Raw genomic sequence first — 20,187 nt, forward strand, 5'->3', positions numbered from 1 at the left:
GGCAGGCGTCCCATGCGGGACGTGGCCGGATTGAACACTCACTAACCTGAACTGAGAATTTTATGTCTATGCGTACTGAATACTGCGGCCTCGTTACCGAAGCCATGCTGGGACAAACCGTCAGCCTGTGCGGCTGGGTACATCGCCGCCGCGACCACGGCAGCCTGATCTTCATCGACTTGCGCGACCGTGAAGGCCTGGTGCAAATCGTCTGCAACCCGGAACAAGCGGAGATGTTCAAGGTCGCCGAAGCCGTGCGCAACGAATTCTGCCTGCGCGTAACGGGCGTCGTGACCAACCGTATCGAAGGCACCATCAACAACAACCTGAAATCCGGCAAGATCGAAGTGGTCTGCTCGGAACTGGAAGTGCTGAACCCTTCCGTGCCCGTGCCGTTCCAGCTGGACGACGACAACCTGTCGGAAACGACGCGTCTGACGCACCGCGTGCTGGATCTGCGCCGCCCGCAAATGCAGAACAACCTGCGCCTGCGCTACAAGGTGACGATGGAAGTGCGCAAGTACCTCGATGCGCTGGGCTTCATCGACATCGAAACGCCGATGCTGACCAAGTCGACGCCAGAAGGCGCGCGCGATTACCTGGTGCCGTCGCGTGTCAACGCGGGCAGCTTCTTCGCCTTGCCGCAATCGCCACAGTTGTTCAAGCAACTGTTGATGGTTGCCAACTTCGACCGTTACTACCAGATCACCAAGTGCTTCCGCGACGAAGACTTGCGCGCTGACCGCCAGCCTGAATTCACGCAGATCGACTGCGAAACCTCGTTCCTGACGGAACAGGAAATCCGTGACCTGTTCGAAGACATGATCCGCGTCGTCTTCAAGAACACCCTGAACATCGACCTGCCGAACCCGTTCCCGGTGATGGATTTCGCCGAAGCGATGGGTCTGTACGGTTCCGACAAGCCGGACATGCGCGTCAAGCTGGCCTTCACGGACTTGACCGAAGTCATGAAGTCGGTCGAATTCAAGGTCTTCAACGGCGCCGCCAACATGAAAGGCGGCCGCGTGGTTGCCCTGCGCGTACCGCAAGGCGGCAGCATGCCCCGTTCGGAAATCGACGCCTACACCCAGTTCGTCGCCATCTACGGCGCCAAGGGCCTCGCTTACATCAAGGTCAACGAGAAAGCCAAGGGTCCTGAAGGCTTGCAGTCGCCGATCGTCAAGTTCCTGCCTGCCGACGTGCTGGCCACGATCCTCGAGCAGACGGGCGCGCAAGACGGCGACCTGATCTTCTTCGGCGCGGACAAGGCCAAGGTCGTCAACGACGCCATCGGCGCGCTGCGCGTGAAGATCGGCCACAGCGAGTTCGGCAAGAAAGCCGGCCTGTTCGAAGACGTGTGGAAGCCATTGTGGGTGGTCGACTTCCCGATGTTCGAGCATGACGAAGAAGCGGATCGCTGGACGGCGACCCACCATCCATTCACGGCGCCGAAAGACGGCCATGAAGACATGCTGGAAAGCGATCCGGGCGCCTGCATCGCCAAGGCTTACGACATGGTCTTGAACGGCTGGGAACTGGGTGGCGGTTCGATCCGTATCCACCGCGAAGAAGTGCAAAGCAAGGTCTTCCGTGCACTGAAGATCGATGCCGAAGAAGCACAGCTGAAATTCGGCTTCCTGCTCGATGCCCTGCAATACGGCGCGCCACCGCATGGCGGCCTGGCATTCGGCCTGGACCGTATCGTGACCATGATGACGGGTTCCGAATCGATCCGCGACGTGATCGCCTTCCCGAAAACCCAACGCGCGCAAGACTTGCTGACCCATGCGCCGTCGGAAGTGGACGAGAAGCAATTGCGTGAACTGCACATCCGCTTGCGCAGCACCGAGCCAAAAGTAGCGTAATGGCCAAGGGGCCGTTCATGCGGCCGCTACCATTTTTACTTGCTGAGGCAAAAAAGGCGCTGCGAGGCGCCTTTTTCATTCTTGATATGAGCCATAAAATTCCCGTTTCCGTGCTGGTCGTCATCCATACGGCTGACCTTGACGTCTTGCTGATCGAGCGCGCGGGCCAACCCGGTTTCTGGCAATCGGTGACGGGTTCCGTCGATGCCATCGACGAACCGCTGCTGCAGACGGCCGCGCGCGAATTGTGCGAGGAAACCGGCATCGTTGCCGATGGGCGCGACATCGTGCTGCGCGACTGGAACTTGTCGAATGTGTACGAGATCTATCCGATCTGGCGCCACCGCTATGCGCCTGGCGTGACGCGCAACACGGAACACGTGTTCAGCGTGCAAGTGCCGCGCGACATTGCCATCACCTTGAGTCCCCGCGAACACTTGCAGTACGCGTGGCTGCCCTACCTGGCGGCGGCCGACCGCTGTTTTTCGTCGTCCAACGCGGAAGCGATTTTGCAATTGCCGGCCATGACGGGCCTGGCGCGCCCCACCTGATTTTCCTAGAAAGCATTCCATGTTGAACTGGTTACATTTGACGACGCAGCAAAAACTGCTGGGCACCCTGGGCATCGTTTTTTGCCTGTGCTTTATCTTCCTGCTGTTTGGCTCCACCGTGCCCGGCCGCACGCCACCGATCGGCATGCCGCTGATGGCGATCGGCTGGCTGCTGCACCCGGGTGCGTTTGCCAAGGGCAAGCGCACCGTGGCCTGGCGCGGCGCGCCCTTGCTGGTGAAGATTGTCTGGGCGGCCGGCATTACCGCGCTGATCGTCAGCGTGACGGCGGGCGTGGGACGCATGCTGGCCTGATTGTGCGTGGTAGGTGCGCACGCGCACCTACGCCGGCGCCGTGCGGGGCCTGTCAGGGAGTAGAATCAAGGCATGAAAATCCGCGTAGCAACTTATAATATACACAAGGGCGTATCCTCCGTGCGGGGCTTGCCCCGCGTGCATGCCTTGAAGCAGGCGATTGCCCTGTTCCATGCCGATGTCGTCTTTTTGCAGGAAGTGCAAGGCAAGCACGACCGCAATGCGGCCCGCTTTGGCGCCGAGAAAAACGGCCACAAGCATTGGCCGGAAGCGTCGCAGCACGAGTTCTTTGCCGGCGCCGAGCACCATTCCGCCTACGGCATGAATGCCGTGTACGACCATGGCCACCATGGCAACGCCTTGCTGAGCAAGTTTCCCATCGCCTCGCAAACCAACCACGACGTGTCCGACCACGCCTATGAACAGCGCGGCATCCTGCATTGCGTGCTCAAGACGCCGCAGGCGGACGTGCACTGCTACGTGGTCCACCTGGGCCTGTTTGAATCGGGACGGGGCCGCCAGACGCAGGCGCTGATCGATGCCGTCATGGAATCGGCGCCGAATGGCGAGCCCGTCATCATTGCCGGCGATTTCAACGACTGGCGCAACACGCTCAGCGACAAGCTGCGCAATGCGCTCGGCGTGGTGGAAGTATTCGACCAGCGCGCGTCGAATTCGGCCCTGGGCGACCTGGTGCGTACCCTGGCGCGGCGCCAGACGAAGACGCCGATCCCCGTGCCGGCGCGCACCTTTCCCGCCGCCTTGCCGTGGTTCCGCCTGGACCGCATCTATGTGCGCGGTTTCCACGTGGAAGGCGCTCAAGTGATGCATGGCACCCTGTGGGCAAAACTGTCGGACCACGCGCCGATCGTTGCCGCTTTGAAACTCGCGTAGACTGCCAGCATGCGCACAGTCAATTTCATCGCCCACAATGACATCAAGCTGCTGTATTGCGGCACCGATTACTTCCCCGCGCTGATTGCCGCCATCGACGGCGCGCGCTCGGAAGTCTATTTCGAAACGTATATCTTTGCCGATGACGCCACGGGCACCCTGGTGCTCGATGCGCTCAAACGTGCCGCCGCGCGCGGCGTGCTGGTGTGCATGATCACGGACTGGTTCGGCACGGGCAACCGCCGGGTCAAGGCCATGCATGCGCAACTGGAAGCGGCTGGCGTGCACCACCGCATCTTCAATCCGTGGTTCCGGCGCGGCATCACGCGCACGCACCGCAAGATTTGCGTGGCCGATGGCGAGATCGCCCTGGTGGGCGGCATCAATATCAACGACGACATGTTTTGCGACTACGACCACAACATCAGCCTGGCAGCGCCGCGCTGGGATTTCGCCGTGCAGGTGAAGGGCCCGTTGGTCGACGCCATCCACGAGGAGGTGCAGGCGCAGTGGGCAAGATTGGGCAAGATGAACCTGGTGCGGCGTATCAAGCTGTACCGCAAGATGCGCGTCGTCAGCAAGGAGCTGGCGAAGAACCCCGTCGTGGCCGGTTTTGTCGTGCGCGACAACCTGCGCAACCGCCGCACCATCCAGCGCGCCTACCTGCAGGCGCTGGGCCAGGCGCGCAAGAGCGTGATGCTGGCCAACCCGTATTTCGCGCCCGGGCACAAGCTGCGCCACGCTCTGGCCCAGGCGGCCCTGCGGGGCGTGGACGTGGTCCTGTTGATCGGCGTGGGCGAATTCCGCATGCAAGATGCCGTGGCGCACTCGTTTTACCCGAAACTGCTGGCCGCCGGCGTCAAGATCGTCGAATACCGCAAGACGCAGCTGCACGCCAAGGTGGCCGTCGTCGACGATGACTGGGCGACGGTGGGCTCCAGCAATATTGACGCGCTGAGCCTGTTCCTGAACCAGGAAGCGAACGTGGTGATCAAGGACGTGGCGTTCGCGCAAAGCCTGCGCCAGCACATCGAGCAGGGCGTGGCCGACGGCATCGTCATTCACCAGGATGATTTCAAGCACATCGGGCGTTTCCAGCGCATCGGCTATGAAGCCGCATTTCTCGTGTACCGGCTGGTGATGCGCATTTTTTCAGTAGGCAAGTACGCATGAACGAGATGACAACGGTAAGGCTGGACAAATGGCTGTGGGCGGCGCGCTTCTTCAAGACGCGCTCGCTGGCCAGCGAAGCCGTCGACACGGGCAAGGTCAAAGTGGGCGGCGAGCGCGTCAAACCGGCGCGCAGCGTGCGCGTGGGCGACGAGCTAGCCATCGACAATGGCGCGGAGACGTGGGAAGTGGCCGTGCTGGGCCTGTCCGACAAGCGCGGCGCGGCCCCCGTGGCACGCTTGCTGTATGGCGAAACGCCGGCCAGCATCGCCCGCCGCGAGCAACTGGCCGAGGAGCGCAAGCTGTTCCGCGAGCCGGGCACCACCATCAAGGGGCGGCCGACCAAGCGCGACCGCCGTCAACTGAGCAAGGCAGGCGACCTTTCCTGAGGTTCGTCTGTTGTGGGCAGGCACGGGCGCGCGACGCTTTTGCCTGCCTGAAATCAATAGAAACACGCGGCTTTAGAATGCTGCGCTGCACCAATAGAACGCCGGCTCTAAAGTTCCCGTTTGACTTTTACGTGGTAGTGGATAATAGTACGAGCGTTCGGATTTTTTCGGAGCGTGCTTTTTTTTACTCTCGCTTCAGTCCGCCAAATCGGCAACATCACTTTTAGAACGGTACTCTTGAATACTTCAGTCAAATTCATGCGCAAGGGCGAACTGACCCGTGCAGCCATCCTCGACGTGGCGCTGGACTTGTCCAGCCGCGACGGCCTGGAAGGCCTGACCATCGGGCTGCTTGCGGACAAAATGAACATGAGCAAGTCGGGCGTGTTTGCCCACTTTGGCTCGCGCGAAGACTTGCAGATGGAAGTGCTGAAGCTCTATCACTATCGTTTCGAGCAAGAAGTCTTTTTCCCCAGCATGAAAGAACCACGCGGCATCCAGCGCCTGCAATCGATGTTTGCGCGCTGGGTCAAGCGGGTCAGCGTGGAAATCGCTTCCGGCTGCATCTATATCAGCGGCGCCGTCGAGTATGACGACCGTCCGGGCCCCATCCGCGAAGCCCTCGTGGCCATGGTGCGGGCCTGGCAGGGTGCGCTGCTGCGCTGTGTCGAGCAATCGATCGCCACGGGCGACCTGAAAGCGGACACGGACGCCCAGCAGCTGGTGTACGAGATGTATGGCCTGATCCTGGCCCTGCATCACGACGCGCGTTTCCTGCGCGTGCCGGGCAGCATCGAACGGGCGCAAGCGGGCTTTGTCCGCCTGCTGGCGTCGTACCAGAATTCCGTCACAAGCAAATAAGCCGTCAGGCAGTATCCGCAATAACGCACACGCACTACAAGTACAACACTTTAGCTAATCGCCTTCAGGAGAAAATTATGGGTCAATACGTCGCGCCAATCCGGGATATGCAATTCGTCCTGCATGAGTTCCTGCAAGTGGAAGAAGAACTGAAGCAAATGCCGTCGTACGCCGACGTCGACGCCGACATCATCAACCAGGTGCTGGAAGAGGGCGGCAAATTCACCTCCGAAGTATTGTTCCCGCTGAACCACTCCGGCGACCGCGAGGGCTGCCACCACGACCCCGTCACGAAAAGCGTGACCACGCCGAAAGGTTTCAAGGAAGCCTACAAGCAGTACGTTGAAGGCGGCTGGGCGGCCCTGGCGTGCGATCCGGAATACGGCGGCCAGGGCTTGCCTGTCGTGCTGAACAACTCGTTCTATGAAATGCTGAACTCGTCGAACCAGGCCTGGTCCATGTACCCCGGCCTGTCGCACGGCGCCTATGAGTGCCTGAAGGAGCACGGCACCGACCACCAGAAGAAAGTCTACCTGCCGAAGCTGGTGTCGGGCGAATGGACGGGCACCATGTGCCTGACCGAACCGCACTGCGGCACCGACCTGGGCCTGCTGCGCTCGAAAGCGCTGCCTGAGGCGGACGGTTCCTGGACCATCACCGGCAACAAGATCTTCATCTCGGCCGGCGAGCACGACATGGCGGAAAACATCCTGCACCTGGTGCTGGCCCGCGTACCGGACGCACCGGAAGGCTCGAAAGGCATCTCGCTGTTCCTGGTGCCGAAATTCCTGCCGAACGCGGACGGCACGGTCGGTGAGCGCAACCCGATCACCTGCGGCGCCATCGAAGAAAAAATGGGTATCCACGGCAATTCGACCTGCCAGATGAACCTGGACGGCGCGAAAGGCTGGATCATCGGCCAGCCGAATAAGGGTCTCAACGCCATGTTCGTCTTCATGAACGCGGCCCGCCTGGGCGTGGGCATGCAGTCGCTGGGCCTGACGGAAATCGCTTACCAGAACGCGCTGATCTACGCCAAGGACCGCACGCAAATGCGTTCGCTGTCCGGCATCAAGAACCCGGAACTGCCGGCCGACCGCATCATCGTGCACCCTGACGTGCGCCGCATGCTGTTGACGGGTAAAGCCTACGCCGAAGGCGCGCGCGCTTTCACTTCCTACGTGGCGCTGCAGATCGACCGCGAACTGCACCACCCTGACGCCGACGTGCGCAAGGAAGCCGCCGACGAAGTAGCGCTGCTGACGCCCGTCATCAAGGCCTTCATCACCGATAACGCCTGGATCGCCACTTCGGACGCGATGCAAGTGTTCGGCGGCCACGGCTACATCTCGGAATGGGGCATGGAGCAGTATGTGCGCGACGCGCGCATCAACATGATCTATGAAGGCACGAACACGATCCAGTCGCTGGACCTGTTGGGCCGCAAGATCCTCGGTGATAACGGCGCCAAGCTGCGCAAGTTCGGCGAAAAGATCAAGGCTTTCGTCGAAGACAACGGCACCGATGAGGCGATGAGCGAATTCGTCACCCCACTGGGCGACCTGGGCGACAAAGTCACCAAGCTGACCATGGAAATCGGCATGAAGGCCTTCCAGAATCCGGACGAAGTGGGCGCGGCATGCGTGCCTTACCTGCGCGTCGTCGGCCACATGATCTACAGCTACCTGTTCGCGCAGATGGCCAAGATCGCCCTCGAAAAAGAATCCAGCGGCGACAAGTTCTACACCGCCAAACTGGCTACCGCACGTTTCTACTTCGCCCGCTTGCAGCCTGAAACGGCAACCCTGATCCGTCAGGCGCGTTCCGGTTCGGCCAACCTGATGGCACTCGACGCAGACCTGTTCTAAGACTTGAGGAAAATATGACCAATTTCATCGTTAAAAAAGTAGCCGTCCTCGGCGCCGGCGTGATGGGCGCGCAGATCGCCGCCCACTGCATCAACGCGAAAGTGCCGGTCGTGCTGTTCGACCTGCCTGCCAAGGAAGGTCCAAAGAATGGCATCGTGCTGCGCGCCATCGAGAACCTGAAAAAACTGTCGCCTGCTCCGCTGGGCAACAAGGATGACGCCGCGCTGATCCAGGTGGCCAACTACGAAGACAACCTGGACTTGCTGGCCGGTTGCGACCTGATCATCGAAGCCATCGCCGAGCGCATGGATTGGAAACACGACCTGTATCAAAAGGTCGCACCGCACATCGGCCCGAACGCGATCTTCGCCTCGAATACCTCGGGCCTGTCGATCACCAAGCTGGCCGAAGGCTTCGACGCCGACCTGAAATCGCGCTACTGCGGCGTGCACTTCTTCAACCCGCCGCGCTATATGCACCTGGTCGAGATCATCCCGACCGAGTTTACCAAGCCCGAGATCAGCGATCAGCTGGAAGGCTTCCTGACCACCACCCTGGGCAAGGGCGTGGTCCGCGCCAAGGATACGCCGAACTTCATCGCCAACCGCGTTGGCGTGTTCGGCATCCTGGCCATCGTGCACGAAGCCGAAAAATTCGGCCTGTCCGTGGACGTTGTCGATGACTTGACGGGCGCCAAGCTGGGCCGCGCCAAGTCGGGCACCTTCCGCACGGCGGACGTGGTTGGCCTGGACACCATGGGCCATGTGATCAAGACCATGCAGGACTACCTGCCGAACGATCCGTTCGCTGCCGTCTACAAGACGCCAGCCGTGCTGGCGCAGCTGGTGGAAAAAGGCGCGCTGGGCCAGAAGAGCGGCGCAGGCTTCTACAAGAAAGTCGGCAAGGAGATCCAGCGTCTGGACTTCGCCACCGGTGAATACGTGGCCGGCGGCGCCAAGGCGGCCGACATCATCGCCCGCATCCTGAAGGAAAAGGATCCGGTCAAGAAGATGAAGGCGCTGCGCGAATCGACGAATCCGCAAGGCCAGTTCCTGTGGGCGATCTTCCGCGACGCTTTCCATTACATCGCCATCCACCTGGATACCGTGGCCGACAATGCGCGCGACATCGACTTCGCCATGCGCTGGGGCTTCGGCTGGAACGTCGGCCCGTTTGAAACGTGGCAGGCATCGAACTGGCTGCAGGTGGCCAACTGGGTCAAGGAAGATATCGACGCCGGCCACGCGCTGTGCAATGCGCCGCTGCCAGCCTGGGTCTTCGAAGGTCCGGTCGCTGAAAAAGGCGGCGTGCACACGCCGGAAGGTTCGTACTCCGCCGTGTCGAACAGCTTCGTGCCGCGTTCGACCCTGTCCGTGTATGACCGCCAGCCATTCCGCGCGCCCGTCCTGGGCAGCGGCGCCATCGACGGCAAGACCGCCGGCACCACCGTCTTCGAAGACGAATCCGTGCGCGTCTGGCATACGGGCGACGATGTGCTGATCATCTCGTTCAAGACGAAGATGCACGTGATCGGCGAAGGCGTGATCAATGGCCTGAAACTGGCATTGGCCGAAGCCGAGAAAAACTTCAAGGGCCTGGTGATCTGGCACGCCGACGCAGCCGAAGGCGGCGCCTTCTCGGCCGGCGCCGACCTGCAATCGGCCCTGCCGGCATTCATGCAAGGCGGCGTGAAAGCCGTCGATCCGATCATCGCCGAACTGCAGAACACCTTCATGTCGCTGAAATACGCGAACGTGCCGGTGATCGCCGCGGTCGCTGGCCTGGCACTGGGCGGCGGTTGCGAGCTGGCGCTGCATGCGTCGAAGCGCGTGGCCTCGATCGAATCGTACATCGGCCTGGTGGAAGTGGGCGTGGGCCTGATTCCAGCCGGCGGCGGCTTGAAGGAAGCGGCGCAGCGCGCCTACAAGGAAGCCAAGGGCAATGACATCCTGCAATTCCTGAAAACGGGCTTCACCAATGCGGCCACCGCCAACGTGTCGAAATCGGCGCTGGAAGCCAAAAAAATGGGCTACCTGAAGGAAGACGACGTGATCGTGTTCAACGCCTACGAGCTGCTGCACGTGGCCAAGGTCGAAGCGCGCGCCATGTTCGACGCCGGCTTCCGTCCAGCGTTGCCATCGCTGATCCAGGTGACGGGCCGTTACGGCTGGGGCACCATCAAGGCGCAGCTGGTCAACATGCGCGACGGCGGCTTCATTTCGGCGCACGATTTCAAGCTGGGCGAGATGATCGCCGAGATCGTATCGGGCGGCGACGTGGACCAGGGCAGTTTCGTCAGCGAACAGTGGCTGCTGGATATGGAACGCAAGGCATTCCTGGAGCTGTTGAACCATCCGAAAACCCAGGAACGGATCATGGGCATGATGCAGACCGGTAAGCCGGTACGCAACTAAGCCTGGCGTCGATGAAGATCCTGCCGTTGGTATTTAAAGTATTACTGCGCGTGAGGCCAAGCATGGTGTATGACCGTATCAAACAACAGATGATGGACACCTTGCCCTTCGTGCGGCTGCTGGGGATCAGCATCGACGACATCGGCGCCGGCACCTCGAAGGTGTCGATGCCGGAAGATCCAAAACTGAATAATCACCTGGGCACGCAGCATGCGGGTGCCTTGTTTACCCTGGCCGAAACGGCTTCCGGCGCGGCCATGGCTGGCGGCTTCGCCGAGCTGATACTGGGCTTGCGCCCGGTGGCCAAGGAGTCGCGCATCCAGTACCAGAAGGTGGCCCGGGGCGCGACGCGCGCCGAAGGCCGGGTACCGGGCGACCTGGCTGCCTTGAAGGCGCAGCTGGCGCAGGACGGCAAGGTGGCGTTTCCCGTGGAAGTCGATATCTTCGACTCCGAAGGCACGCTGGCGGCACAGGTGACGGTGGACTGGTATTTGTCGCAGAAGCGATAAGCCTCTACCCCGGACATTCGACAGAACACGAACCTCGTTCAACATCTTTGAAAGCATAAAATGAGCAAACAACTTCAAGACGCCTACATCGTCTCTGCAACCCGCACCCCGATCGGCAAGGCGCCGCGCGGCATGTTCAAGAACACCCGCCCGGACGACCTGCTGGTGCGCGTGCTGCAATCGGCCCTGGCGCAAGCGCCTGGCCTCGACCCTGCGCTGATCACTGACGCCATCATCGGCTGCTCGTTCCCGGAAGCGGAGCAGGGCTTCAATATCGCGCGTAACTCGGTGCTGCTGGCCGGCTTGCCGAAAACCGTCGGCGGCGTCACCGTCAACCGCTACTGCGCTTCGGGCATCACGGCCATTGCCATGGCGGCCGACCGCATCCGCGTGGGCGAAGCCGACGTGATGATCGCCGGCGGCATCGAATCGATGTCGATGGTGCCGATGATGGGCCACCACCCATCGATGAACCTGGACATGTTCAGCGACGAGAATATCGGCATGGCTTACGGCATGGGCCTGACGGCCGAAAAAGTGGCGCAGCAGTGGAAAGTGTCGCGCGAACAGCAGGACGCGTTCTCCGTTGAGTCGCACCGCCGCGCCATCGCCGCGCAGCAAGCCGGTTTCTTCAAGGCGGAAACGACGCCCGTGGAAATCATCACGCGCACGCCGAACCTGGCTACCGGCCAGGTCGACGTGAGCCGTCGCACCGTCGACACGGACGAAGGCGCGCGCGCCGATTCGTCGATGGAGTCGCTGGCCAAGCTGAAGCCCGTCTTCGCCGCCAAGGGCAGCGTTACCGCTGCCAACAGCTCGCAGATGTCCGACGGCGCCGGCGCGCTGCTGATCGTCAGCGAAAAAATCCTGCGCGAGCATAACCTGACCCCGCTGGCGAAATTCTCCTCGTTCGCCGTGCGCGGCGTGCCGCCGGAAATCATGGGCATCGGTCCGAAATTCGCCATTCCCGCAGCGTGCGCCGCCGCCGGCATCACGCAAGACCAGCTGGACTGGATCGAGCTGAACGAAGCGTTTGCGGCACAGGCACTGGCCGTCATCGGCGACCTGGGCCTGGACCCGGCAAAGGTCAACCCGATGGGTGGCGCGATCGCCCTGGGCCACCCGCTGGGCGCCACCGGTGCCATCCGCGCCGCCACCGTGATCCACGCGCTGCAGCGCACCAAGCAGAAGTACGGCATGGTCACGATGTGCGTGGGCGCCGGCATGGGCGCGGCCGGAATTTTTGAACGCGTATAAGTCTGGCTGAGTAAAGCAATAAAACAGGGCGCTGTGGGATGACTCCGGCGCCCTTTATCTTTTTGGAGACGACATGGATATTTTGTGCAGCAAGAGCGAGGGCATCCTGACCCTGGAATTCAACCGCCTGGAACGCAAGAATGCGATCACGGGCGCCATGTACCAGACCCTGGCCGATGCGCTGGTGGCGGCCGAGACGGATGATGAAGTACGCGCCATCCTGATCTGCGGCAAGCGCGAGATTTTCACGGCCGGCAACGACCTCGATGACTTCATGAAGACGGCGCGCCCGAAGGATGGTTCGCTCGATCATGACCGTCCCGTGTTCCAGTTCATGCGCGCCCTGTACGGCAGCAGCAAGCCCGTGGTGGCAGCCGTGTCCGGCCCGGCCATCGGCATCGGCACCACCTTGCTGATGCACTGCGACCTGGTCTACGCGGCAGACAATGCCAGCTTCTCGATGCCGTTCACGCAACTGGGCCTGTGCCCGGAATTCGGCTCCAGCCTGCTGCTCACGCAATTGGCCGGCTACCCGCGCGCGGCGGAAAAGCTGATGCTGGGCGAAGCGTTCCCGGCCAGCGAAGCGCTGGAAATGGGCCTGGTGTCGAAGGTCGTGCCCCTGTATGACTTGATGACCTTCGCGCAAGGCCAGGCCGCCAAGCTGGTGGCCCTGCCGGCCGCCTCGATCCGCGCCACCAAGCGCCTGATGAAGCAAAGCCGCATGGAACCGATGAAGGCGGCCATCGCCGACGAAAACAAACTGTTCAGCGCCATGCTGGGCGGCGCCGAAGCGAAGGAAGCGTTTACGGCCTTCTTTGAAAAGAGGAAGCCGGATTTCAAGAAGTTTGCCTAAGCTGACTGGCCGACTGCGGCTGCCGGGGTCAGACCCCCGCGCCCTCTGGCGCAAGCCTCTGCGTTAGCGGCCTTGAGGGTCTGACCCCAGAATTTTTTTCTGGGTTTAATTTATTCTAGACGACTGGTCTAATTGTGCTACAATGCCTCGCATGAAAGCTGAATACACCGACGTGCGCCAGCACATTATCGACCAGGGCAAGGCCATCATCACGCGCAAGGGCTTTGCCGGCGTGGGACTGAACGAGATCTTGTCTGCCGCCGACGTGCCCAAGGGCTCGTTCTACCATTACTTCAAGTCGAAGGAATTGTTTGGCGAAGCGATGCTGGAAGATTACGTCACCGGCTACCTGGATGAAATGGAGCTCGTGCTGGGCCAGCCCGGCCAGAACGCGGCGCAATCGCTGATGGCGTATTGGGCCAGCTGGACGAGCGAAAGCCTCGATGGCAGCGGTTGCGACTGCCGCTGCCTGGTGGTCAAGCTCAGCAGCGAAGTGGCGGACATGTCGGAACCGATGCGCGTGGCGCTGCTCGATGGCACTCACCGCATCATCGCCAGGCTGGCGCTGGCCATCGCGCGGGGCAGGGTGGACGACTCGCTGCCATCGGTGGCTGATCCGGCGCAGATGGCTGCCACCTTGTACCAGCTATGGCTGGGCGCGGCGATGCTGACCAAGCTGCGGCGCGATGCCAGCGCCCTGCAAACTGCCTGGCGGGCGACCCTGGCGATGTTGCAGCTGCCGCCAGACTAATGAGCGGGCGCCAGGTACGCGGATGAGATTCGTCCGCATTTTTTTGAACTGCATTCTAGACGACCAGTCTAATAATAAGGAGCGACATCATGAAAAATTTTGAATTCCATAACCCGACCCGTATCGTCTTCGGTCTTGATACCGTCGCCAAATTGTCCACGCTGGTGCCGCACGATGCGCGCGTGCTGATCCTGTACGGCGGCGCCAGCGCGGAAAAGACCGGCACTCTGGCCGAGGTACGCGCCGCGCTGGGCCAGCGCAGCGTGCAGGAGTTTGGCGGCATCGAACCCAATCCCAGCTATGAAACCCTGATGCGCGCCGTGGCCCAGGTGCGCAACGAAAAGCTGGACTTCCTGCTGGCCGTCGGTGGCGGCTCGGTGATCGATGGCACCAAGTTCGTCGCCGCCGCCGCCCTGTACGACGGCGAGCCGTGGGAAATCGCCGAGCGCGGCGGCGCCAATGTGCAGCGCGCCCTGCCGTTTGGCACGGTACTGACCTTGCCGGCCACGGGGTCGGAAATGAACAGCGGCGGCGTGGTGACGAAAAAAGCCACGCATGACAAGCTGAGTTTTCGCAACCCGCTGCTGTATCCGCAATTTTCCGTACTCGACCCCAGCAAAACGTTCACCTTGCCGGCCACGCAGGTGGCCAACGGCCTGGTCGACGCCTTTGTGCACACCACGGAACAGTATCTGACCTATCCGGTGCAGGCGAAGGTGCAGGACCGCTTTGCCGAAGGCTTGCTGCAGACCCTGGTCGAGATCGCGCCGCAGGCCGTGGCATCGCCCGACGATTACGCCACCCGCGCCAACCTGATGTGGACCGCCACCCTGGCGCTGAATGGCCTGATCGGCGCCGGCGTGCCGCAGGACTGGGCTACCCACATGATCGGCCACGAACTGACGGCCCTGTACGACATCGACCATGCGCGCACCCTGGCCCTGGTGCTGCCCGCACTGCTGGACGTGCAGCGCGAGCAGAAACGCGGCAAATTGCTACAGTATGGCGAGCGTGTCTGGAACATCACGGAGGGCAGCGACGACGAGCGCATAACCGCGGCCATCGCCCGCACCCGCGCCTTCTTTGAAGGGCTGGGCATCCCGACCCGTTTATCGGCCTATCAGCTGGGCCAGGAAGCGGTGGAAGCGGTACTGAAACAATTGGAAGCACATGGCATGACCTCCCTCGGCGAACACCGCGATATCGACCTCGCGCGCAGCCGCCGTATCCTCGAAGCAGCACTGTAACCCTGACATAAAAGGAAGCAACATGAACATCCTGATGGTACTCACCTCGCACGACCAACTCGGTAACACCGGCAAGAAAACCGGTTTCTGGCTGGAAGAATTCGCCGCGCCCTACTATGCGCTGCAGGAAGCGGGCGCGAAGCTGACGGTCGTTTCGCCGCTGGGCGGCCAGCCGCCGCTGGACCCGAAAAGCGACGAGCCGGATTCGCAAACGGATGCCACGCGCCGCTTCAAGCAGGACGCCGATGCGCAAGCCGTGCTGGCCAACACGGGCAAGCTGGCCGACGTGAAGACAGCTGACTTTGACGCCGTGTTCTATCCGGGCGGCCATGGCCCGCTGTGGGACCTGGCCGAAGATCCGCACTCGATCGCGCTGATCGAACAGATGATCGCCGCCGGCAAGCCGGTCGCCGCCGTCTGCCACGCGCCCGGCGTGCTGCGTCACGTGAAGGCAACCGACGGTACGCCGCTGGTGCGCGGCAAGCAGGTGACGGGCTTTACGAATACCGAGGAAGACGCCGTCGGCTTGAGCGCGATCGTGCCTTTCCTGGTCGAGGACATGCTGAAGGAAAACGGCGGCGTCTACTCGAAGCTGGGCGACTGGCAGCCGTATGCCGTCACCGATGGCTTGCTGGTCACGGGCCAGAATCCCGCGTCGTCGGAAGCGGCCGCGCAGGCGCTGCTCAAGCTGCTGGCCTGATGCCAGGCTAGTTCCGGGCGGCCATGCCCGCCAGGATCAGGCCGACCGAAGCATGCCAGGCTGTATCGCTGGCGGGCCTGCCCGCCAGCGCATAGCCGTGCAGGAAATCGACAAGCGCATCGCGCCCGCGCAGACGGGTTTTCTTGTCCAGGCCGAGGCTCTCCACAGCCAGCTCGAACAGTGCCGTGAACCGCTCGGCCACGTCGGCTTGCGCCACCAGTCCGCGCGCCATCAGGCGCACGAAATACGGCGTGGCGCTGACCAGCTCCAGGTATAGCGCGCACAGCGCGAGCACACGCCGTGGCGCCGCCTGGCGCCGCGTAAACGGCGGCTGGCACGGATCGAGCGCGGCAAAACGCTGCGCCATCAACGCTTGCAATAATTCCTCTTTTCCCGCGTAGTAGTGATACAGGGCCATGGCGTCGACGCCCAGGCTTTGCGCCAGCGCGCGCATGGAAAACGCTTCGCCCTTTTCTTCCAGCAGGGCCAGGGCCGCTTGCAGGATGCTGGCGTTGTCCAGTGCGGGGAGGGCGCGGCGCGGACGCCCGGCGCGGCGCACGGGAGGAGATCCGATGACTTGAAGTTTTGGGGTTTTCATGGGCATAATTCTACACTGTAGAATTAAATGAAAGCACACCCATGAAAAAAACTTCTGTCAGCGTTTTTCTCGGCATCAGCATCGACGGCTGCATCGCCGGAGAAAATGGAGACTTGTCCTGGCTGGCCGAACTGGCCCCCGACTCGCCCGACGCCACCGGCTACACGGCATTGATGGATCAAGTCGATACCCTGCTGATCGGCCGCACCACGTATGACGCTGTGCTGGGCTTCGAACCGTGGCCATATGCGGGCAAGCGCGTGGTGGTACTCAGCCACCGCGACTTCGCGCCGCGCCATGGCGAGCAGCGCCGCGAAGGCAGCGTGCGGGCAGTGCTGGAGGGGTTGGCAGAGGAGGGCTGCCGCCACGTGTATCTCGACGGCGGCGCCGTCATCCGTGCCGGCTTGCGCGAAGGCGCCATCGACAGCCTGACCTTGTCCGTGCTGCCCGTGGTGCTGGGCAGGGGCGTGCGCCTGTTCGAGGATGGCTTGCCGCGCAGCGACTGGCGCCTGGACGGCACGCGCCAGTTGCCCAGCGGCGTGGTGCAGCTGCGCTATCGGAAAAATTAAACCGCGCTGGAGAGGTCGATGATGAAGCCGGAATCGTAGCGTTCATTCTCCGGCGTGCCATCGGGCCGCTTGTAGCCGCAGGGGTTGCAGACCACGCGGCAGTCCTGGACGCGGTAGTCGAGTGAAGCGTGCATGTGGCCATGCACCCACAGATCCGCCTGCGCCACCAGCGCGTCCAGCTGCGAGGCGAAGGCGGGCGAGCCCAGGTTCGTCGCGTACTGCTCTTCCACCGACAGCATCGAGGGCGCCATGTGCGTGATGACGACGGTCTTGCCCTCGAAGGGTTGCGCCATTTGCTGCTCCAGCCAGGCGCGGTGCTGCGCGTGCAGCTGCGCCGTGTCGCTGGCGCACAAGAGACGCGGCGTGTCGCCGCCCGTGCTGATGCGTTTGTAGTCGGGCATGTAGCTTTGCGCCGCGTTCAAGGCTTCGTCCCGGCGCTCCGCGCCGAACAGCAGAAAATCCGTCCACAGCGTGACGCCGAGGAAGCGCACGCCGTTCAATACCACGGCATCGCCGTCGAGCAGGCGGATGCTGGCGCCCTGCGCATTGGCGCCGGCGCAGGCGTCGCGCACGGCGTCCTGCATGTGTTCCAGCTGATGCCCATAGCCCTCGTGATTGCCGTGCACGTACAGCACGGGCAGGGAGCCGAAGGTGCGCGCGGCCCAGGCGATGGCATTGCTGCCCGTATCGATGTCGCCGGCCAGGATCGCCACGTCGGGTCGGCAGGCGGCAAGATCGATGGCGGGCGTGTCTTCGCCCCAGACTTCCAGGTGCAGGTCGGACAGGATCAGCAAACGCATGGCAGGAGGCGCGGCGAGGCGCACGGCAGTCAATGGGCCTCTATCGTAGCGCATGTCGCTGCGTCCGTCCGCTTGACCGCGCGAGGGTAGCGACGTTACCCTGTGGCATCGAATACCGCACACTCATTATTGGAGCCGCATGCCGCCTTTCTTCTTTCCCAAGACCTTGCTCAGTATCGCGCTGGCCGCCATGGCGCTGCCGTTTGCCGCGCATGCCGCCACGCCCGCCGCCGATCCCTTGACGCAGCCGATCGCCTCGCCGTATGCGGCGCAGTGGAACCGTCCGCAGCAACCGGCGCGCATCCATGGCGACACGTATTACGTGGGCGTGGGCGGCTTGAGCGTGGTGCTGATCGACACGCGCGAAGGCTTGATCCTGATCGATGGCGCGTTGCCGCAATCGGTAGCCGCCATCAAGGAACATATCCTCGAGCTGGGCTTTCGCCTGGAAGACATCAAGTTCATCCTGAATACGGAAGCGCATTTCGACCATTCGGGCGGCATCGCCGCCCTGGCCCGCGACAGCGGCGCGCAAGTGATCGCCAGCCCGCTCGGCGCGCAGGCGCTGCGCGCGGGATCGGTGCTCGCCATGGACCCGCAAGCGGGCGAAATCGATCCCATGCCGGCCGTGGAGAATGTGCGCGAGATCGCCGATGGCGAAACCCTGCAGCTGGGCGACGTGACCATCACGGCGCGCTACACGCCCGGCCATACGCCGGGCAGCACCAGCTGGACCTGGGTGTCGTGCGAGGATGCGGAGCGCAAGGAATGCCTGAGCGTGGTGTTCGGCGCGAGCCTCACGCCGGTGGCGGCCGACGATTTTCACTACCTGGGCGATGACCGCCATGCGGACCTGACGCCGGCCTTCCGCCGCGTCATGCAGGACTTTGCCCGGCTGCCGTGCGATATCCTGATCTCGGCCCACCCCGACCACTCCGGCGGCGACCAGAAGCTGACGCAATTGCTGGAAGGCGTCACGCCGAATCCCTTCATCGATGCGCAGGCGTGCAGCCATTACGCGGCCAAAAATGAAGCCAAGCTCGATGCCCGCATCGCGAAAGAAAAAGCGGCTGCGACAAAATAACAACGTTGGCGTCTTCGCCATGAAAAGCGGTTGACGCACTGCAGCATAAGGTGCAGAATCGTCGTCCGCAGTTCAGATTAACCAGATAAAAGAAAGGAAACCCATGTTCGAGCAGGCTGGCAGCAAGTACGACCACTAGCCCCGTGCATGACGCTCGGGGCCATCGGCACATTGCCGATCCCGAGCCGGTGTCCTTCAAACCCCGGTGAGGAAACTCGCCGGGGTTTTTTGTTTCATAGGGGCCCCGGCATAACGACAAGACCAAGGAATACGTTATGCCCATCCATCAGACATTGCACGGCACCCAGGTGCCCGTGCATATTTTTACCGACGATATCGACGCGCAGGCGCTGCGCCAGTTGCACAATATTGCCAGCCTGCCCATCGTCCATCCGCATGTGGCGGCCATGCCTGACGTGCATGCCGGCATCGGCGCCACCGTCGGCAGTGTGATTCCCACGCGCGGCGCCATCATCCCGTCCGCCGTCGGCGTCGACATCGGCTGCGGCATGAATGCCGTGCGCACGACCCTGACAGCCAGCGACCTGCCCGACAACCTGGCGCGCCTGCGCAGCGCCATCGAAGCGGAAGTACCTGTCGGCTTCGAGCAGCACGAATGGAGCCGCGTGCAAGGCTCGCGCCAGGCGCGCGCCGTGCGGCCCCTCGGCGACCGCCTGGCGCACATCGTCGAGCGTCACCGCGGCATCGCCAAGATGCTGCGCCAGTTCGAGCGCACGTGGATCTGCCAGGCAGGCACCCTGGGCGGCGGCAATCACTTCATCGAAATCTGCCTTGACGAGGAACAGCGCGTGTGGATCATGCTGCATTCGGGTTCGCGCGGCATCGGCAACGTGATTGGCCGTTACTTCATCGCTGCTGCGCAGAAGGACATGCGGCGCCACCAGCTGCAGCTGCCGGACGCCGACCTGGCGTACCTCAGCGAAGGTTCCACTGTCTTCGACGACTACGTGGAGGCGGTGGACTGGGCGCAGGATTATGCGCTGCTCAACCGCAGTGAAATGATGCGCCGCGTGCTCGACGCGCTGGCGAAGCATGCACCGCGGTTCCGGCTTGATGGCGAAGCGATCAACTGCCATCACAACTACATTGCGCGCGAAACGCATGGCAATGAGGATTTGTATGTGACGCGCAAGGGCGCCATTTCAGCGCGACAGGGCGAGCTGGGCATCATCCCTGGCAGCATGGGGGCACGCAGCTTCATCGTGCGCGGCAAGGGCAACCCGGAATCGTTCTGTTCCTGCTCGCACGGGGCGGGGCGCAGCATGAGTCGCAGCGAGGCGAAGCGCCGCTTCAACCGCTTCGACCTCGCCGAGCAGACGGCCGGCATCGAGTGCCGCAAGGATGGCGGCGTGGTCGACGAGATCCCGGCCGCCTATAAAAATATCGACGCCGTCATGGCGCACCAGAGCGACCTGGTGGAAGTGGTGCATACCTTGCGCCAGGTCGTCTGCATCAAGGGCTGAAAGGAGAAAC

General features: G+C 62.5%; 20 protein-coding genes. 18 read left to right on the forward strand and 2 right to left on the reverse strand.

Translation table 11 applies throughout. The annotated features are described in order from the left end of the window. The first annotated feature begins 62 nt into the window (after positions 1-62). The 15 genes from aspS (at position 63) to CSQ91_RS24705 (ending at position 15,642) form a co-directional block, all read left to right on the forward strand. Positions 63-1,865: an aspartate--tRNA ligase gene (gene aspS / locus CSQ91_RS24635; protein WP_180277118.1), complete on the forward strand. Its 1,803-nt coding sequence runs from the start codon at positions 63-65 to the stop codon at positions 1,863-1,865. Between the two features lie 86 nt (positions 1,866-1,951). After that, a complete protein-coding gene (gene nudB / locus CSQ91_RS24640; protein ID WP_099389887.1) occupies positions 1,952-2,416 on the forward strand; it encodes a dihydroneopterin triphosphate diphosphatase in 465 nt (154 codons plus the stop codon). A 19-nt stretch (positions 2,417-2,435) separates the two neighbouring features. Further along, complete coding sequence (locus tag CSQ91_RS24645; RefSeq protein ID WP_070257698.1) at positions 2,436-2,729, forward strand: hypothetical protein; 294 nt, start codon at positions 2,436-2,438, stop codon at positions 2,727-2,729. 72 nt (positions 2,730-2,801) lie between these two features. Next, positions 2,802-3,623 (forward strand): endonuclease/exonuclease/phosphatase family protein, encoded by an 822-nt coding sequence (locus tag CSQ91_RS24650; RefSeq protein WP_034778424.1) that lies wholly within the window; start codon positions 2,802-2,804, stop codon positions 3,621-3,623. Between the two features lie 9 nt (positions 3,624-3,632). Continuing rightward, the gene (gene clsB / locus CSQ91_RS24655; RefSeq protein ID WP_034778426.1) at positions 3,633-4,796 is read left to right on the forward strand and encodes a cardiolipin synthase ClsB; all 1,164 of its coding nucleotides are present in this window, start codon (positions 3,633-3,635) and stop codon (positions 4,794-4,796) included. Then, positions 4,793-5,182, forward strand: coding sequence for an RNA-binding S4 domain-containing protein (locus tag CSQ91_RS24660; RefSeq protein ID WP_034778428.1), 390 nt, complete (start codon positions 4,793-4,795; stop codon positions 5,180-5,182). Before clsB ends, CSQ91_RS24660 begins: the two co-directional genes overlap by 4 nt. 258 nt (positions 5,183-5,440) lie before the next feature. Beyond that, complete coding sequence (locus CSQ91_RS24665) at positions 5,441-6,043, forward strand: TetR/AcrR family transcriptional regulator (RefSeq protein WP_070278980.1); 603 nt, start codon at positions 5,441-5,443, stop codon at positions 6,041-6,043. Positions 6,044-6,120: 77 nt separating this feature from the next. Beyond that, positions 6,121-7,911 carry an acyl-CoA dehydrogenase C-terminal domain-containing protein gene (locus CSQ91_RS24670; protein ID WP_099389888.1) on the forward strand — a complete coding sequence of 597 codons (1,791 nt, stop codon included), beginning with the start codon at positions 6,121-6,123 and terminating at the stop codon, positions 7,909-7,911. 14 nt (positions 7,912-7,925) lie between these two features. Further along, positions 7,926-10,325, forward strand: a complete 2,400-nt coding sequence (locus CSQ91_RS24675) for a 3-hydroxyacyl-CoA dehydrogenase/enoyl-CoA hydratase family protein (protein ID WP_070257699.1) — start codon at positions 7,926-7,928, stop codon at positions 10,323-10,325. Positions 10,326-10,387: 62 nt separating this feature from the next. Beyond that, positions 10,388-10,834 (forward strand): PaaI family thioesterase, encoded by a 447-nt coding sequence (locus tag CSQ91_RS24680; RefSeq protein ID WP_035828560.1) that lies wholly within the window; start codon positions 10,388-10,390, stop codon positions 10,832-10,834. Between the two features lie 60 nt (positions 10,835-10,894). Further along, a complete protein-coding gene (locus CSQ91_RS24685; protein WP_034778434.1) occupies positions 10,895-12,091 on the forward strand; it encodes an acetyl-CoA C-acyltransferase in 1,197 nt (398 codons plus the stop codon). Between the two features lie 73 nt (positions 12,092-12,164). Next, positions 12,165-12,944 carry an enoyl-CoA hydratase gene (locus tag CSQ91_RS24690; protein ID WP_034778437.1) on the forward strand — a complete coding sequence of 260 codons (780 nt, stop codon included), beginning with the start codon at positions 12,165-12,167 and terminating at the stop codon, positions 12,942-12,944. A 151-nt stretch (positions 12,945-13,095) separates the two neighbouring features. After that, positions 13,096-13,695, forward strand: a complete 600-nt coding sequence (locus tag CSQ91_RS24695) for a TetR/AcrR family transcriptional regulator (protein WP_034778440.1) — start codon at positions 13,096-13,098, stop codon at positions 13,693-13,695. Positions 13,696-13,784: 89 nt separating this feature from the next. Further along, positions 13,785-14,942 (forward strand): iron-containing alcohol dehydrogenase, encoded by a 1,158-nt coding sequence (locus CSQ91_RS24700; RefSeq protein ID WP_099389889.1) that lies wholly within the window; start codon positions 13,785-13,787, stop codon positions 14,940-14,942. 22 nt (positions 14,943-14,964) lie between these two features. After that, on the forward strand, positions 14,965-15,642 hold the full coding sequence (locus CSQ91_RS24705; protein WP_099389890.1) for a type 1 glutamine amidotransferase domain-containing protein: 678 nt from the start codon (positions 14,965-14,967) through the stop codon (positions 15,640-15,642). A 7-nt stretch (positions 15,643-15,649) separates the two neighbouring features. Here CSQ91_RS24705 and CSQ91_RS24710 read toward each other — a convergent pair whose 3' ends face one another. Beyond that, entirely contained in the window at positions 15,650-16,240 is a 591-nt protein-coding gene (locus CSQ91_RS24710; RefSeq protein ID WP_180278507.1) for a TetR/AcrR family transcriptional regulator, read from the reverse strand. A gap of 41 nt (positions 16,241-16,281) precedes the next feature. Between CSQ91_RS24710 and CSQ91_RS24715 the strand changes: the two genes are divergently transcribed. After that, positions 16,282-16,809: a dihydrofolate reductase family protein gene (locus CSQ91_RS24715; protein WP_099389892.1), complete on the forward strand. Its 528-nt coding sequence runs from the start codon at positions 16,282-16,284 to the stop codon at positions 16,807-16,809. Here the strand turns inward: CSQ91_RS24715 and CSQ91_RS24720 are convergent. Beyond that, positions 16,806-17,663 carry a metallophosphoesterase family protein gene (locus CSQ91_RS24720; RefSeq protein ID WP_257217466.1) on the reverse strand — a complete coding sequence of 286 codons (858 nt, stop codon included), beginning with the start codon at positions 17,661-17,663 and terminating at the stop codon, positions 16,806-16,808. The genes CSQ91_RS24715 and CSQ91_RS24720 overlap by 4 nt on opposite strands. Positions 17,664-17,748: 85 nt before the next feature. On the opposite strand from CSQ91_RS24720, the gene bla reads away from it, so the two are divergent. Both bla and CSQ91_RS24730 read left to right on the forward strand, forming a co-directional pair. Beyond that, positions 17,749-18,693, forward strand: coding sequence for a subclass B3 metallo-beta-lactamase (gene bla, locus CSQ91_RS24725; protein WP_099389894.1), 945 nt, complete (start codon positions 17,749-17,751; stop codon positions 18,691-18,693). A 275-nt stretch (positions 18,694-18,968) separates the two neighbouring features. Further along, positions 18,969-20,177: an RtcB family protein gene (locus tag CSQ91_RS24730; RefSeq protein WP_099389895.1), complete on the forward strand. Its 1,209-nt coding sequence runs from the start codon at positions 18,969-18,971 to the stop codon at positions 20,175-20,177. The last annotated feature ends 10 nt before the right edge of the window (positions 20,178-20,187 follow it).

It is taken from the genome of Janthinobacterium sp. BJB301, assembly GCF_002735685.1.
Lineage (GTDB): Bacteria > Pseudomonadota > Gammaproteobacteria > Burkholderiales > Burkholderiaceae_D > Janthinobacterium > Janthinobacterium lividum.

Coding starts and splice junctions, on each gene's coding strand:
- aspS (WP_180277118.1), top strand. CDS start 63: ATGTCTATGCGTACTGAATACTGCGGCCTCGTTACCGAAGCCATGCTG.
- nudB (WP_099389887.1), top strand. CDS start 1,952: ATGAGCCATAAAATTCCCGTTTCCGTGCTGGTCGTCATCCATACGGCT.
- CSQ91_RS24645 (WP_070257698.1), top strand. CDS start 2,436: ATGTTGAACTGGTTACATTTGACGACGCAGCAAAAACTGCTGGGCACC.
- CSQ91_RS24650 (WP_034778424.1), top strand. CDS start 2,802: ATGAAAATCCGCGTAGCAACTTATAATATACACAAGGGCGTATCCTCC.
- clsB (WP_034778426.1), top strand. CDS start 3,633: ATGCGCACAGTCAATTTCATCGCCCACAATGACATCAAGCTGCTGTAT.
- CSQ91_RS24660 (WP_034778428.1), top strand. CDS start 4,793: ATGAACGAGATGACAACGGTAAGGCTGGACAAATGGCTGTGGGCGGCG.
- CSQ91_RS24665 (WP_070278980.1), top strand. CDS start 5,441: ATGCGCAAGGGCGAACTGACCCGTGCAGCCATCCTCGACGTGGCGCTG.
- CSQ91_RS24670 (WP_099389888.1), top strand. CDS start 6,121: ATGGGTCAATACGTCGCGCCAATCCGGGATATGCAATTCGTCCTGCAT.
- CSQ91_RS24675 (WP_070257699.1), top strand. CDS start 7,926: ATGACCAATTTCATCGTTAAAAAAGTAGCCGTCCTCGGCGCCGGCGTG.
- CSQ91_RS24680 (WP_035828560.1), top strand. CDS start 10,388: ATGGTGTATGACCGTATCAAACAACAGATGATGGACACCTTGCCCTTC.
- CSQ91_RS24685 (WP_034778434.1), top strand. CDS start 10,895: ATGAGCAAACAACTTCAAGACGCCTACATCGTCTCTGCAACCCGCACC.
- CSQ91_RS24690 (WP_034778437.1), top strand. CDS start 12,165: ATGGATATTTTGTGCAGCAAGAGCGAGGGCATCCTGACCCTGGAATTC.
- CSQ91_RS24695 (WP_034778440.1), top strand. CDS start 13,096: ATGAAAGCTGAATACACCGACGTGCGCCAGCACATTATCGACCAGGGC.
- CSQ91_RS24700 (WP_099389889.1), top strand. CDS start 13,785: ATGAAAAATTTTGAATTCCATAACCCGACCCGTATCGTCTTCGGTCTT.
- CSQ91_RS24705 (WP_099389890.1), top strand. CDS start 14,965: ATGAACATCCTGATGGTACTCACCTCGCACGACCAACTCGGTAACACC.
- CSQ91_RS24710 (WP_180278507.1), bottom strand. CDS start 16,240: ATGAAAACCCCAAAACTTCAAGTCATCGGATCTCCTCCCGTGCGCCGC.
- CSQ91_RS24715 (WP_099389892.1), top strand. CDS start 16,282: ATGAAAAAAACTTCTGTCAGCGTTTTTCTCGGCATCAGCATCGACGGC.
- CSQ91_RS24720 (WP_257217466.1), bottom strand. CDS start 17,663: ATGCGCTACGATAGAGGCCCATTGACTGCCGTGCGCCTCGCCGCGCCT.
- bla (WP_099389894.1), top strand. CDS start 17,749: ATGCCGCCTTTCTTCTTTCCCAAGACCTTGCTCAGTATCGCGCTGGCC.
- CSQ91_RS24730 (WP_099389895.1), top strand. CDS start 18,969: ATGCCCATCCATCAGACATTGCACGGCACCCAGGTGCCCGTGCATATT.